General features: G+C 68.1%; 10 protein-coding genes and 2 pseudogenes. 7 read left to right on the top strand and 5 right to left on the bottom strand.

Annotated elements, in window-relative coordinates:
• A pseudogene (locus tag D0T12_RS34560) lies at nt 1–86 on the bottom strand (IS5/IS1182 family transposase); the annotation flags it as partial.
• A 644-nt stretch (nt 87–730) separates the two neighbouring features.
• Between D0T12_RS34560 and D0T12_RS34555 the strand changes: the two are divergent.
• The 4 genes from D0T12_RS34555 (at nt 731) to D0T12_RS34540 (ending at nt 9557) form a co-directional block, all read left to right on the top strand.
• Nucleotides 731–1168 carry a lamin tail domain-containing protein gene (locus D0T12_RS34555; protein WP_117405292.1) on the top strand — a complete coding sequence of 146 codons (438 nt, stop codon included), beginning with the start codon at nt 731–733 and terminating at the stop codon, nt 1166–1168.
• 538 nt (nt 1169–1706) lie between these two features.
• Nucleotides 1707–2465: an aquaporin gene (locus tag D0T12_RS34550; RefSeq protein ID WP_233526476.1), complete on the top strand. Its 759-nt coding sequence runs from the start codon at nt 1707–1709 to the stop codon at nt 2463–2465.
• 562 nt (nt 2466–3027) lie between these two features.
• The gene (locus D0T12_RS34545; RefSeq protein ID WP_407642142.1) at nt 3028–7110 is read left to right on the top strand and encodes a HAMP domain-containing protein; all 4083 of its coding nucleotides are present in this window, start codon (nt 3028–3030) and stop codon (nt 7108–7110) included.
• 2 nt (nt 7111–7112) lie between these two features.
• Nucleotides 7113–9557 carry a SpoIIE family protein phosphatase gene (locus tag D0T12_RS34540; protein WP_199487879.1) on the top strand — a complete coding sequence of 815 codons (2445 nt, stop codon included), beginning with the start codon at nt 7113–7115 and terminating at the stop codon, nt 9555–9557.
• Nucleotides 9558–9751: 194 nt separating this feature from the next.
• Here D0T12_RS34540 and D0T12_RS34535 read toward each other — a convergent pair whose 3' ends face one another.
• Both D0T12_RS34535 and D0T12_RS36235 read right to left on the bottom strand, forming a co-directional pair.
• Nucleotides 9752–10252 carry a GNAT family N-acetyltransferase gene (locus D0T12_RS34535; RefSeq protein WP_147339749.1) on the bottom strand — a complete coding sequence of 167 codons (501 nt, stop codon included), beginning with the start codon at nt 10250–10252 and terminating at the stop codon, nt 9752–9754.
• Between the two features lie 336 nt (nt 10253–10588).
• Complete coding sequence (locus D0T12_RS36235) at nt 10589–11059, bottom strand: hypothetical protein (RefSeq protein WP_199487878.1); 471 nt, start codon at nt 11057–11059, stop codon at nt 10589–10591.
• A gap of 544 nt (nt 11060–11603) precedes the next feature.
• On the opposite strand from D0T12_RS36235, the gene D0T12_RS34525 reads away from it, so the two are divergent.
• From D0T12_RS34525 to D0T12_RS34520, 3 genes are all read left to right on the top strand, one after another.
• Nucleotides 11604–12335, top strand: coding sequence for a helix-turn-helix domain-containing protein (locus tag D0T12_RS34525; RefSeq protein WP_199487877.1), 732 nt, complete (start codon nt 11604–11606; stop codon nt 12333–12335).
• Between the two features lie 68 nt (nt 12336–12403).
• Nucleotides 12404–12700: an integrase core domain-containing protein gene (locus D0T12_RS36230; RefSeq protein ID WP_267900435.1), complete on the top strand. Its 297-nt coding sequence runs from the start codon at nt 12404–12406 to the stop codon at nt 12698–12700.
• Nucleotides 12701–12827: 127 nt separating this feature from the next.
• Nucleotides 12828–13349, top strand: coding sequence for an IS5 family transposase (locus D0T12_RS34520; RefSeq protein ID WP_158581741.1), 522 nt, complete (start codon nt 12828–12830; stop codon nt 13347–13349).
• A gap of 17 nt (nt 13350–13366) precedes the next feature.
• Here the strand turns inward: D0T12_RS34520 and D0T12_RS34515 are convergent, their stop codons facing one another.
• Nucleotides 13367–14452, bottom strand: a complete 1086-nt coding sequence (locus tag D0T12_RS34515; RefSeq protein ID WP_199487875.1) for an SAVED domain-containing protein — start codon at nt 14450–14452, stop codon at nt 13367–13369.
• Nucleotides 14453–14464: 12 nt separating this feature from the next.
• A pseudogene (locus D0T12_RS34510) lies at nt 14465–14581 on the bottom strand (IS5/IS1182 family transposase); the annotation flags it as partial.

The raw sequence follows: 14581 nt of genomic DNA, 5'->3' as shown, positions 1-14581 counted from the left end.
CCCTGCGGCCTCCTCGGAGCGGGCGGCACCACCCGCTGGAACAGCTCCCACAACTCCTCCGGCACCAGCCGCTCGACCATCTCCACGGCCGCAGACTACCGGCGCCAACCCAAATGAGATGACGTCTAAGCCAAACCAAGATCGCGAATCTCGGCCGCCGCAGGGCGCCGGTGCTGGACCCGCTCCCTCAGCTCATCGAGCCCGATCAGCGCGCGAACAACCTGTGCCTGGGAGCTGTGGTGGGTGGCGATGGGACGCGGGCTCTTGCCCTTCAGCAGGCAGCGAACCACAAGGCTGTTCCTCCGATGCCGTGTGACCCGAATGACCCGTCCGCCGCTCAGCCAGTTCAGGAGGGGCCGATGCCGCCTCCGCCAACGTCACGGCCTGGGCAGGTGATTTACGTCCACGGCCGGGCCTCTCTTCGCGGGACATGTCGCTAATAGGGCACGGATTCAACTGAACCCTCACCATCCTGACGTTCGGGATGCGGATCCTGGTGCACAGGCGGGTAGCTGACGGTGCGGTCCTGGCAGGCGTGGACGAATCGGCGGGCACCGGAAGAAGCGCCACAAAGTGTACGACCGATCAGGTCACCGGCGAGTGTCGCCGGACACCCGATTACGACGTGTGGTTTACAAGAAGCCCGGATCCGGCCGAAACCTCCAGGACTGCCCGCGTCTGACGCGGTTGCCGATAAATGTTGTAGTCCATCAAAACGGGAGGTAGCGGGATGAAGAGGGTCCTTGCGGCGGGGGTCGCGGCGGTCGTGGCCGTCGGGGTACTGGCGGCGCCGGCCGAGGCGGCGAGCGCGGTGCAGATCTACCGCGCTTACTACAACAGCCCTGGCAGCGACAACAGGACTAACAAGTCGCTGAACGGCGAGTGGGTGCAGTTGCTCAACACGTCCAAGAAGGCCGTGCAACTAAAGGGTTACAAGCTGCGGGACAAGACCGGCTACACCTACACCTTCGGCAGCTTCACGCTCGCGGGCAAGAAATATGTGACTGTGCACACCGGTAAGGGGTCGAACACCTCGACGCACAGGTACTGGGGCCGGGGCGCATACGTGTGGAACAACACGGGCGACACCGCGTACCTGCGGTACCCGAACGGGTCGGCGGCGGACTCGTGCTCGTGGGGTAGCAAGGGCTCGTCCAAGTACTGCTGAGCCTTGACGTCCAAAGCGCCCTCCGAGCCCACGGTCGGAGGGCGCTTCGCCTTTACAGGGCCTCACGTAGGGACGAAGCGCGACGATCAGCCAGCGTTCGTGGATCTGGATTCCACCCCTGGTGGGCCTCTTCGAAGCCACGGCTGGCCCGCATGGCGGACGTCTCACCCGGCTCTCGCTCGGCGTAGTGCCGACCATTTCTTGTTCGCTGATTTGTACCTGCTCGCGCACCATTCCTGCGGCGGCAACTCCGATGTCTGCAAAATGGCAATCGTCGCTAAGTCGGTTGGGTATGCGACATCGCAGCCGCCGCACGGGCGTCCACCCGATCACGCACACCAACGTGTCATATATCAACGCGTTCAGTGGCAAGTCGGTGGTCGAGGGACGCGACGAGCCGGACGTGTCCTGCGGATGCACGAAACCGGAAGGCTCTTTCACTGGCAAACCAATTCTCGGTCACCGTTTCTCAATAAGAGTTGATCTTGTTAGGTCCCGGGTAGGTCGTCTGCACCAGTTCTCGGGGGTGGAGACCGTGGTGAGGAAGTATGCGGCCGAACTCGTAGGGACGCTGCTCCTCGTCTATTTCGCGGTGGGCGTGGCGACCCTGTCGTTCGGATTCGGCCTCGCCGGCAGAAGCGTCGCGGCGGGCGTGGTCGCGACGGCGCTGGCGTTCGGGCTCGTCCTCCTCGTCCTGGTCTACGCGATCGGTCCGATCTCCGGTTGCCACGTCAATCCGGCCGTCACGCTCGGCGTGCTGCTCGCCCGCCGGATGAACCCGGTCGAGGCGGTCGGCTACTGGGCCGCCCAGTTCGCCGGCGGGATCCTCGGCGCGCTCCTGCTGTGGGCGACGTTCACCGGCTCGCCGGTCTACCGGCGGTCCGTGACCGGGCTCGGCGCGGACGGGTGGGGCGCGGCCAGCCTCATCCGGATCGACGTGGGCGGTGCGTTTCTCGCCGAGGTCGTGCTGACCGCGTTGTTCGTGTTCGCCGTCCTCGCGATGACGAGCGAGGCCGCCATCCCTTCCGTCAGCGGCGTCGCGATCGGCCTGGCGTTGACCACCGTGCATCTCATCGGCATCCCGATCACGGGCACCTCCGTCAACCCCGCCCGCAGCCTCGGCCCCGCCCTCGTCGTCGGCGGGACCGCCCTGGAACAGGTATGGCTGTTCATCGTCGCCCCTCTCGCCGGCGCCGTGGTCGCCGCCGCCGCACACGCCTTCCTCCAGCCCCCGCTCAAGGAGACCCCGCTACCGCCCCCGGACGACGCCGCCCCAGAATCAAGCGCTGCCAGATAACCAAGCCGCGCGGCACCCAGCACCCCTCCCGTGAGGCTCTGTCATCTGTGGGAGCCGGGCTCCACATCTCCATGGACGTAGCCCTGCTCAAGTGGCGTGGTCGGCGGCGAACGCCTCGACGATCACCTAGCCCTCACAGGTGGCGGCGTTGATGACGTGGCGGAACCCACGCGGCAAACGATCTTGAGTGGCCGGCACACCGATCAACCAGCCCACCCATAACAAACCCTCGCCAGCCAACCCCCACGACCTGCGAATTCAGGATGAACTTCGCTATTGCGTCGCCGAGTGAGCAGGCGGGAGAGAAGCTCACCAACGCGTTACCGGCTGCCCGCCCACCACCCACCGTGGTGAGAATCTCTTCAACCTCGACCACAAGACCGCTGATCAGTTCGTTTCGTGGGAACTGTTCTGCTCAAACCCCTGCTGCTCAGGCCTCGTGTCGTGCGCCGTGGTTGGCTTGAGTAACCTCTGCACGTATCCGCCGTGCGGCAAGGAACGATCCCCGGCCGTCCGCGACGCGGAGGGTGTCCTCGTGGTGGGCCGGAGATGAGGAGTCGACGTGGATGAGCTGACTCGTGGGGACGAGGCCCATGACGGCAGTCCGGATCGGGGCGGCGAGGCCGATGAGGCCGGGCTGCGCCGGCTGCTGGCGGGGCTGACCGCGGTTCGCGATGGCGACTTCGGCACCCGGCTGCCGGACGATGCCGAGGGGCTGCTGGGCGAGATCGCCGGTGTGTTCAACGGGATGGTGGACCAGTTGTCGCTGTTCACCTCGGAGGTGACCCGGGTGGCGCGCGAGGTCGGTACCGAGGGCCGGCTCGGCGGGCAGGCGAAGGTGCCCGGTGTCTACGGGACCTGGGGCGACCTCACCGACTCGGTGAACGCGATGGCGGGGAACCTGACCACTCAGGTCCGCGACATCGCGCAGGTGGCGACGGCGGTGGCGCGTGGTGATCTGTCGCAGAAGATCACCGTGGATGCGCGCGGGGAGATCCTGGAGTTGAAGAACACCGTCAACACGATGGTCGACCAGCTGTCGTCCTTCGCCGACGAGGTGACCCGCGTCGCCCGGGAGGTCGGCAGTGAGGGGCGGCTGGGTGGGCAGGCCGACGTCAAGGGTGTGTCGGGGACCTGGCGGGACCTGACAGACTCGGTGAACTTCATGGCGGGGAACCTGACCGGCCAGGTGCGGTCGATCGCGCAGGTGGCGACGGCGGTGGCGCGTGGTGATCTGTCGCAGAAGATCACCGTGGATGCGCGCGGGGAGATCCTGGAGTTGAAGACGACCATCAACACGATGGTCGACCAGCTGTCGTCCTTCGCCGACGAGGTGACCCGCGTCGCTCGCGAGGTGGGCACCGAGGGCAATCTCGGCGGGCAGGCGACCGTCCGCGGTGTCAGCGGGACGTGGAAGGACCTGACCGACAACGTCAACGTGATGGCGTTCAACCTGACCGGCCAGGTGCGGTCGATCGCGCAGGTGGCGACGGCGGTGGCGCGCGGTGACCTGTCGCAGAAGATCACGGTGGAGGCCAAAGGTGAGGTCGCCGCGCTGGCGCAGGCGATCAACGCGATGGTCGGCACGCTGTCGGCGTTCGCCGATGAGGTGACCCGGGTGGCGCGGGAGGTGGGTACCGAGGGCCAACTCGGCGGGCAGGCGCACGTCCCGGGCGTCGCCGGGACTTGGAAGGACTTGACCGACAACGTCAATTCCATGGCCAACAACCTGACCAACCAGGTCCGCAACATCGCGCAGGTGACGACCGCGGTCGCCCAGGGCGATCTGACCAAGAAGATCGACGTCGACGCCCGCGGGGAGATTCTGGCGTTGAAGACGACCATCAACACGATGGTCGACCAGCTGTCGGCGTTCGCCGCCGAGGTCACCCGCGTCGCCCGCGAGGTCGGCAGCGAGGGGCGGCTGGGCGGGCAGGCCGAGGTCGAGGGTGTTTCGGGGACGTGGAAGCGCCTCACTGAGAACGTCAATGAGCTGGCCGGGAACCTGACCCGGCAGGTGCGCGCCATCGCGGAGGTGACCAGCGCGGTCACCTCCGGGGACCTCACCCGGTCCATCACCGTGGACGCCTCCGGAGAGGTGGCCGAGCTCAAGGACAACATCAACCTGATGGTGGAGTCGCTGCGCGAGACGACCCGCGCCAACCAGGAGCAGGACTGGCTGAAGACGAATCTGGCCCGCATCTCCGGGCTGATGCAGGGGCACCGCGACCTGTCGGCCGTCGCCGAACTGATCATGGACGAGCTGACTCCGTTGGTGTCGGCGCAGTACAGCGCGTTCTACCTGGCCGCCGAGGACGCCGACGGGCTGGAGCTGCTGCTGATCGGCTCCTATGCGTACCCCGAGGACGGTGACCCGGCCGGCCCGTCCCGGCCCACCCGGTTCCGCGCCGGTCGCTCGCTGGTGGGGCAGGCCGCGCGCAGCCGGCAGACGATCCTGGTGGAGGACGTCCCGCCTGGCTACCTGGCCATTTCCTCCGGGCTGGGCGCCGGTGCCCCGGCCAGCGTGATCGTGCTGCCGATCGTGGTCGAGGACCAGGTGCTCGGCGTGATCGAGCTGGCGTCGTTGCGGCCGTTCGGGCCGGTGCAGCGCGACTTGCTGGAGCAGCTTCGGGAGAACATCGGCGTCAACGTCAACACCATCATCGCCAATGCTCGCACCGACGAACTGCTGGCCGAGTCGCAGCGCCTCGCCGGCGAGCTGCGCGTCCGGTCGGAGGAACTACAGGCCCGGCAGGAGGAGCTGCAGCGCTCCAACGCCGAACTGGAGGACAAGGCCGCGCTGCTGGCCGCGCAGAACCGCGACATCGAGACCAAGAACCTGGAGATCGAGCAGGCCAGGCAGGAACTGGAGGAACGGGCGCGGCAGTTGTCGCTGGCCTCCAAGTACAAGAGCGAGTTCCTGGCCAACATGAGCCATGAGCTGCGCACGCCGCTGAACTCGCTGCTCATCTTGGCGCAGTTGCTCGCGCAGAACCCGACCCGCAACCTGACCGCCAAGCAGGTCGAGTACGCCGGCATCATTCATTCGGCCGGCTCGGATCTGCTGCAGCTCATCAACGACATCCTCGACCTGTCCAAGGTCGAGGCCGGCAAGATGGACATCGCTCCCGAACAGGTCCCGATGCGGCACCTACTGGAGTACGTCGAGGCCACGTTCCGGCCGCTCACCGGTCAGAAAAACCTGGACTTCCGGATCAGCCCGGCCCCCGGCGCACCCACCCAGGTGCTCACCGACGGCTCGCGGCTGCGGCAGGTGCTGCGCAACCTTCTGTCGAATGCGGTGAAGTTCACCGACGGCGGAAGCGTCGAGCTGCGCATCGAGCCCGCCGACCCGGCCGAGCTGCCCACCCAGATGCGCGCGCACGGCCCGGCCGTGGCGTTCCGGGTGACCGACACCGGCATCGGCATCGCCGAGCACCAGCTCGAATCGATCTTCGGCGCGTTCCAACAGGCCGACGGCACGACCAGCCGCAAGTACGGCGGCACCGGCCTCGGCCTGTCGATCAGCCGAGAGATCGCCTACCTGCTCGGCGGTGTCATCGTCGCCGACAGCGCGCTCGGCCGCGGCAGCACCTTCACTCTCTACCTGCCCGTCGCGCGGCCGGACTTCCAGTCCGACACGCGCGCCGTCGGGCCCGTCGCGCGGCCCGCGCTGGAGCCCGGCGCGCTGGACCCGGACGCGACCGGGCCCACCGCCCCATCCGCCGTGCCCCAGCCTCGCCCGCGGCGCCTGTTGGTGATCGAGGAGCGGCAGGGCGGGCTGCTGTCGCTGGTGGCCGAGAGCGCCGTCGCTGACAACGCCTCGGCAGGTGGGCCGGTGGGCGAGCCGGACGGACATGTCCAGATCGTCACCGTCACCGGGGCGCAGGAAGCCGCTGCCGCCCTCGCCGCCGAGCCGTGCCACTGCGTGGTGCTCCAACTCGACATGCCAGACGGGGCCGCGCTGCGGTTCCTGGAGGCGATGGACGGCGACCCGGCCCTGCGCGGATGCCCGGTCTTGGCCCACAACAACCGGGCGCTCGGCGCCGAGCACGAGCGCCAGTTGCAGGCGCACGCCGACAACCGGCCGCTGGAACTGCTGCGGAGCCTGGACGAGCTGCGCGAGCGGATCGCGCTGCACCTGGCCGCCGAGCAGCCCGGCGATGTCCTGCCGCTCGCCAGGCCAGGGCTCGGCGAGGTGCCGGCCGCGTCCACTGCCGACGCGTCCCTGGCGGGACGACTCGCGCTCATCGTGGACGACGACTCGCGCAACGTGTTCGCCCTCACCAGCATCCTCGAACTGCACGGCATCCGCGTCGTACACGCGGAAAACGGCCGCAAGGGAATCGAGGCGCTCGCCGAGCATCCGGGCACCGACCTGATCTTGATGGACGTGATGATGCCGGAGATGGACGGGTACGCGGCGACCGCGGCCATCCGGGCGATGCCCGAGCACGCCGCGCTGCCCATCATCATGGTGACCGCCAAAGCCATGCCAGGTGACCAGGACAAGAGCCTGGCCGCGGGCGCCAACGACTACATCACCAAACCGCTGGACGCCGACGATCTCATCGCCTGCATCCGCCGATGCCTCGACGAGGCCCCGCGGCCCGCCGCGGCCGGCAGCGAAAAAGCACACGAGTGACCATGCAGCCGGGAAGCGGGCATGTGGACAGCACCGACAGCGACGGCTTGGGCAACCTGGGCCCCACCGTCGGGCGACTGGCCGCCACGGTCGAACGGCTGCGCCAGCAGATCCGCGAGGCCCAGGAGGCCGCCGACGGCCGTGGCGTGCTGGAACTGGCCAGAGGCGTCCTGGTGGAACGGCTGCACTGCAGTCCCGCGGAGGCCGCCCGGCACCTGGACTCACTGGCCGCCCGAGCCGGCCAGACTCCGCTGGAGCTGGCAACCGAGATCATCAACCAGGCGGCCCGGGACCGCGTCACCGAGGCCACCCAGGCATTTCTCTCCCATGCCGTGCGCGACGTCGCCGCGCCGCCCGGTGGAGCAGGCGGCGGCCTGGCCGTCGCGGCGCGGCTGCGCACCACCGAGAGCGCCGCCATGGCGGCGGCGGACGCCCAGGCGGCGGCCGAAGCGTTGCTCGCCCACGCACTCCAACCGCTCAGTGCCGTCGCGGTCGCCGTGTGGTCCGCGGGTGCGGACGCCTCTCTCACTCTGGCCGGAGCCGCCGGCTTCGGCCCCGAGGAAACGACCCGCTGGCGGTATGTGCCGCCCGGTATCGCCACCCCGGCGCGCACAGCGCTGCTGGAGCGCCGCCTGGTCTGGTACCCCTCCCTGAAGCAGGAGGGCCTGCCGTCGATCGGACATCGCGCGTCCGCCGCCGACGGTCGGGTCGCCATCCCCGCCGGAACCGGCGGCCGCATCATCGGAGTGCTGGAGGTCTGCTGGCCCGGCCCGCCGCCGGAGCAGTCAGCGCGGCTTGAGCGGCAATTGGAGTCACTCGCCGAAGTGTGCGCTCACACCCTGGAGACACGGCCCCTGGGCAACACCGACCCGCGAACCGGGAACCGCGAGCTGACTGAGCTCATCGAGCTCGCCGACGGCCTGCACGACTCGGTGATGGTGCTGCTGCCGCACCACGACGCGCAAGGCGTGCTGGCGGACTTCCGCATCCACCACCTGAACAGCCACTTCGTGGACCTGGCCGGCCGGCCCGCCGGCATGATCTCCGGAACACTGCTGCTGGAGTCCTATCCACTGGCCGCCGCCCAGGACGGACTGCTGGAGAAGATCGAGCGAGTGCACGCCACCGGCGAACCCTTCCACGCCGAGCGAGTCACGCTCACCTCACTGGTCGAGCACGTCCCGCTCACCGCAGTCGCCGACCTCAGCATCACCCGGCACGGCGATGCGGTGCTGCTGGTCTGCAGGATCGAAGACGAAACCGCCCGGCTGGCCAGCCTGCTGCAACACGCGCAGCGGCTCGGCCGCATCGGCGGCTTCGAGGAGAACATCGTCACCGGGGAGATCACCTGGAACAGCCAGCTTTTCGAGCTTTACGGGCTACCCGCCATCACCTCCCCGCCGCCGCTGACCGCCCTGCCCGCGCACGCGCATCCCGACGACGAGCCAGCGATCGGACGGTTCCTCCGCACGGTTCTGCACCACCACCAGCCGAGCGCCGCGGCGTTCCGGCTGCGACGCTCAGACGAGGTCGTCCGGCACTTGCGCATCGTCGCCGAACCCGTACTGGACGACGCCGGCCACCTCCTCGCGGTTCGCGGCGCCTACCAGGACGTGTCCGCGCAACACTGGACGGAGGTGGCACTGGCGGCCACCCGCGACCAACTCGCCCACACCGAGCAGCAGTCCGCCGAACGCAACCGGCTCGCCCTGCAACTCCAGCGCGCCATCATGCCCTCCGCACGCGGCCCGATCGACGCGGGCGGACTGCAGATGGCGGTCCGATACCGCCCCGCCGAACACGAACACCTGGTCGGCGGCGACTGGTACGAGGCGACTGTGCTGCCGTCCGGACAGATCCTTCTGGGAGTGGGGGACGTCGCCGGACACGGCATCGACGCGGCCACCGGCATGGTCGTCCTGCGCAACGCCCTGCGCGGCCTGGCCACCACCGGCGCCGGCCCCGCCCAACTGCTGGGCTGGCTGAACCTGGTCGCCAACCACCTCACCGAGCACGTCACCGCAACCGCGCTGTGCGCCCTGTACGACCCGGCCACCCGGACACTGCGCTGGGCCCGCGCCGGCCATCTGGCCCCGGTGATGATCCGCCACGGCGAAGCGTTCACGTTGCCGATGCCCCAAGGGATGATGCTCGGCGCACTCGACGAAGGCGAATACGAGGAGGAAGCCATCACACTGGCCGAAGGCGACGTCCTGCTGATGTACACCGACGGCCTGGTCGAACGTCGTGACGGATCCCTCCAGGACTCGCTGGCCCATCTACTCACCACCGCGCGCAGGCCCGCCGCCGACCTGGAAACCCGCTTGGACAACCTGCTCACCTACAGCAACGCCGACACCGACGACGACACCTGCATCGTCGGCATCCACCTACCCGCACCCGACCGCCAACGCCAGGCACAGACTGGGGGAGGCATACACCACTGAAGTCCGGCGTCCCGGATCTTCAAGTGCCCTTCGGCCCGCCGAGATATGCCCGGCCTGGTGCCGTCCGCGTCTAGCGGCAACGTTTGTCGATGAGTCTGGGCAACACCCCTGATCGTGGGGTTGCCGTGTTGATGAGTTTCAGCAACACCCGTGGCTTGCCGAGACCACGCCGCCGGCTGACTTCTCACCACAGCTCACCCACGGGCGGGACCGCACCGCGGCCCGCCCTTCAATCGGTGAGTCGATACCTCCACCAGCAGACGCTCTCGCACAAGGCGGTAGCCGACCGCCCGGTTCACGGCGAGCATCGGCGCATCCTGCTGGTTGACCGTCACCGTGACCGACTCGACCGTCGGGAACAGCTCATGCAGGCGCAAAGTCTGACGGGCCTTCATCCAGCGAGCCAGCCCGCCGCCTCGGTGCTCGGGCAGCACCGCGGTGTCGTGCTGCTCAGCCACCCAGCGTCCCACGACGCCACCGTGGTGACCGTGGCACCGACGACCTCGCCCGATGGTGAATGAACCACCGCCCGGCGCGTCCAGCACATGGCCCATCACCCGCCCGAACGAGGTCACCCATTGCGCGGGCGCCGCCCCCTGCCAGCACACCAGCCGGTGATCCGGGCGCGCAGCCATCGCCAGCTCATCGCAGCGCCGTAGCGTGTCCTGATCGAGCCGCTGCTCATGCAACTCCAATCGCAACACCACCCGCCGACAAACGGCTCCCCGAGCGATCCCGTCAGCACGGTCGCCTGAATCCGCTCCAAACCCGCATCCGCCGCGACCCGAGCACAACATCATCGCCCCCGCAGACCCCCAACCGTCGCTCAAACCAACCCATCAAGGTCGCTGCTTCTCACGGCCGCAACCACCCGGCCAGAGCGGTCGCATTGCGCCGTAGCCGGCGCACCAGTCGGCGATCACCTCGGCCATGAAGCATGTCGGCAGTGCCTAACGTGCCGGGCGTGCTCCTCGTTCAGGTTGATGAGGAGACACCGCAGGCTGCCCCGGCCGTCACCCGGGTGTGCCGAGTCATGATTCCTGGCACTGACGGTGAGCTACGACGTGGCCGATTCGGGGTCGGGCATCGAGGCTGGTCGCGACCGGGTGGTAGCGCAGGTTCACCACCGCTGAAGAATCGTCGCCATTGAGCAGCGCAACGCGGACGGGGGCGCCCCTTCCTGCTCCGCGCGACCCTCGGCCGGCTGGTCGGGCTTGGCCACCATGGTGTCCACTGGCGATCTCTACCACGAATAACACGTATATCCGTTGGAGGAAGACGGTATTGACGGTGAAGAAAACGCAGGCCAGAACACCGGATGCCTGGGCGCGCAGAAACGTGCTCCAGGACGCGTCGGCCCGCCGCGGGGCCGGATCGACACCGGCGCGGCGCAGGATCCGCCACACGGTGGCCGCCGACACCTGGTAACCGAGCCCGATCACCTCCCCGTGGATGCGCCGGTGGCCCCAACCCGGGTTCTCGCCCGCCAGTTGCAGCACCAACTGGCGGATTTTCCGCTGGACCGGGCGCCTTACGCGGATAGGTCCACTTTCTAGCGACCAGTCCCGGTGCCACCGCAGCAAGGTCGCGGGCGTCACCATGAACACGTTCCAGCGCGACCGGGGCAGCCGCGACAACGCGGCCAGCAGGACCCGATCGGCCGGTTGGAGAGCAGGACGGTTCACCTGCCGTCGCAACACTGCAGGCTGGTGACGTAAACACCAGGATCTCGATGTCCTTGGCCGTATCCCCACGGAGCCGAAGCCGCATCACGCCCAGCGAGTTGCGCGTCAGGTCGTACAACAGTGACCACACCATGGCCACCCAGCCTGCCCGACCACAGCATGAGCCCGCCGGGAAACCTGCAGGTCAGGCCCCGAACCGGGATAACGAAGCCCCACAGGTTCCGCCGCCCCCTGGACCTGTGCCTGCCGAAAATCACGTCCGGGCAGGTGAGACGTGCAAGGGTGGGCTCCGGCATGGGGGGCTTGATCAGTTGTAAGGACAGGCCGTGGCGAGGCGGTTGCCGAGGGATGATGGGCGGCTGTGCTGTTGCGACTGGCCTACGTGACCGTGACCAACGCGTTCGCAGTGCTGCGTCTGCTTCCGATGACCGAACGGGAGAAGGACGCCGAAATCTTGGTGCTGCGGCATCAGATCGTCGTGCTGGAGCGCCAGCTTGCCGGAAAGCGGGTGCGGTTCACTGCGGCGGACCGGGCGCTGCTCGCGGCGCTGCTGCACCGGTTGCCTTCCGGCGCGCTGCGGCGGATGCGGCTGCTGGTGCGGCCGGACACAGTGCTGCGCTGGCACCGGGATCTGATCGCGGGCCGGCAAGCCGCCCGATCCAAACCCAAGCGGCCGGGCCGCCCACCCACCGTCCGGTCCATCCGGCTGCTGGTACTTCGCCTGGTGAGGGAGAACCCGGGCTGGGGCTACCGGCGGGTGCACGGCGAGTTGCTGGTGCTCGGCATCAAGGTCGCAGCCTCTACCGTTTGGGAGATTCTCAACGACGCCGGCGTCGATCCGGCGCCCGAGCGTGCCTCTACCACCTGGACCGGATTCCTGCGCTCCCAAGCCGAAGCGCTGCTGGCGTGTGACTTCCTGGAGACCGTAACCCTCACCGGCGCCCGCATGTACGTGTTTGCGGTCATCGAGCACCACACCCGCCGCATCCGGGTTCTGGGCGCCACCGCCCACCCGAACGCAACTTGGGTGACCCAGGCGGTCCGGAACCTGGTCATGGACCTAGAAGACGCCGGCTGCCGGGCACGTTCCTGATCCGCGACCGGGACGGCAAGTTCCCTGAGCTGTTCGACGCTGTTCTGGCCGATGTCGGTATCCAGGCGGTGCTGACTGGGGTGCGGATGCCGAGGATGAACGCGGTGATGGAGCGGTGGGTGCAGACCTGCCGCCGTGAGCTCCTCGACCGCACGTTGATCTGGAACCAGCGGCACCTGCTCCACGCACTCGGCGAGTTCGAGATCTTCTACAACGAGCATCGGCCTCATCAGGGCATCGCCAACGCCCGCCCGTTGAAGCCGCTGCCTCCACCGATCACCGAACCAGACCAGATCGCCCACCTGAACATCCGAAGAAGGCAACGTCTGGGCGGGATCCTCAACGAGTATGAACATGCCGCTTGACCTGCACGGACGAGGTTTTCGGCAGGGGCAGGGCTGCGCGTTCATACCCCTTATCAGCGGTCTGCCAATGCCTCCGGACCGGGTGGCATCACCTTTTCGATCATGGATCGACTGGGGGGCAAGAGCCATGCCAGATCCAGAGGCCGGGGACCCGTCTCCGGGCCACGAAGAAAGTAACGGGGGCACGCTGACCGGCCCCAACCCGGTCGACCGGGGCAAGAAGGGCAGCAAACTTCACGTGTTGTCCGACGCGGCAGGGCTGCCGCTGGTGGTCGCGGTCTCGGCCGCCAACGTCCACGACAGCCGGGCGCTCAAACCGTTGCTGATGGCGTTACCGGCGATCCGATCACGGCGCGGACCGCGGCGTCGGCGGCCGGTCAAGGTCCGCGCCGACAAGGCCTACCACTCCGCCGAGCATCTGGCCTGGCTGCGCGGACGCGGGATCGTACCGCGCATCGCCAGGGCCGGCGTCGAGTCCAGCGAGCGGCTGGGCCGCCACCGCTGGAAGATCGAACGCACGCTGGCCTGGCTGTTCGGCTACCGGCGGCTGACCATCCGCTACGAACGCCACGGCCATCTGTTCAACGCCTTCCTCGTTCTCGCCGCAACCATCACCTGCTACAAGAAGCTCGCCAAACTCCCCACGTGAGACACGCTCTAAGTCTCCTATGCCTCCACAGTGAAGGCTGGTTCGTATCCGTTCTCGATCTTGATGTCCTCGTACACGACGGTCTGACATAGCCGGTTCCAGCGGTTGCCCAGGAGAACAGCAAGTCCCATGGGGCAGGCGAGGAAGAGGTGCATTCGCCGAACGCGGCGAGTGGAGCGGCGGAGGTGGTCGCGGATGCCAACGGCCAGGGCATTTGCGGCGGTGCTGTCGGGGACGGAACCGTCGTTCGCTGTGCCGCTTGACGGGGTGAGGACGATGAGTTTGCTGACGGGGATGTTCTGCTCGCGCAGGTATTCCAGGACGTCCTCAGTGGGGTCCGTCGCTACGGCGATGGCGATGGCGACCTCGTCGCCTTGGCCGATCTCGTACTCGCCGACTCCCGGGGCCAAGGCGGTGTCGAATGGGTCGGAGGTGGACCAGAGTTGGCTACCGGTCCTTCCGCGCTGAACCGCCGCGAGGTCGGTGCCGGTGACCATGCGGAAGGTGGTCCCGACTAGGAAGGCCGGCGCGAGACGGATGCTGCCCGTGACGGAGACGGCGGTAGTCCCGGCGGGCAGGGATCCCGGCGCGGCCTCAATGTCTGTCTGTAGCTGCGCCCAGGTATTCGGCGGCAGGGGACGACGCTTGGCGTAGTCGGAGTCGCCGTCGAAGCGGTCGACCCAGTCGATGGCGTGGTCGGCGTCCGACGCCAGCGGGTCCGGCTTGAGGGTGGCGATCGACAGGACGGCCCGGGCGGGGCCAGCCTTCAGGTCCAGCTCGGTGACGGCGGTCTCGACCATTGTTGACGTGAGTTCACGTCGGCCTTCGCGAACCACTTTGGCGACCCAGGCGGTTCCTTCCTCAAGCGCCCGCTGGTCGTGGCGAAGCCCGGTGACGGCCATCAGGAGTCGGAGGTTCTCCTGGTACCAGACCATGTCCAGAGGCAGGTCAAAGCGCAGCATCGACAGGAGATCGATGAGCTCGGCCTCGGTCAGCCCTGCTTCCTGTGCCCACCGGGCGCGGGCCTTGCCTCGATCGGACCTTGCTCCACCCATGGTCGCCTTGGGTATGAGAAGGCCGGTGCGGGCGTCGCGGCCCGCCATTAAGACGTCATCTCATTTGGCGAGTCGGCGGTGACAGATGAGGGTGGCGGCGATGCCGACGAAGGCCAGGAAGTGCTCGGGCTTGCGTTCGTAGCGGCGATGCAGGCGGCGGCAGCCGCTCAGCCACGA

This window comes from Actinomadura spongiicola, assembly GCF_003432485.1.
GTDB classification, from domain to species: domain Bacteria; phylum Actinomycetota; class Actinomycetes; order Streptosporangiales; family Streptosporangiaceae; genus Spirillospora; species Spirillospora spongiicola.
Note: the sequence above shows the minus strand (reverse complement) of the source record. Positions and strands in the feature narration are given on the sequence as shown.

What these genes read in the sequence shown, in the direction of transcription:
- D0T12_RS34515 (WP_199487875.1), bottom strand. Translation starts at nt 14,452, where the DNA reads ATGGCGGGCCGCGACGCCCGCACCGGCCTTCTCATACCCAAGGCGACC.
- D0T12_RS34520 (WP_158581741.1), top strand. Translation starts at nt 12,828, where the DNA reads ATGCCAGATCCAGAGGCCGGGGACCCGTCTCCGGGCCACGAAGAAAGT.
- D0T12_RS34555 (WP_117405292.1), top strand. Translation starts at nt 731, where the DNA reads ATGAAGAGGGTCCTTGCGGCGGGGGTCGCGGCGGTCGTGGCCGTCGGG.
- D0T12_RS34540 (WP_199487879.1), top strand. Translation starts at nt 7,113, where the DNA reads ATGCAGCCGGGAAGCGGGCATGTGGACAGCACCGACAGCGACGGCTTG.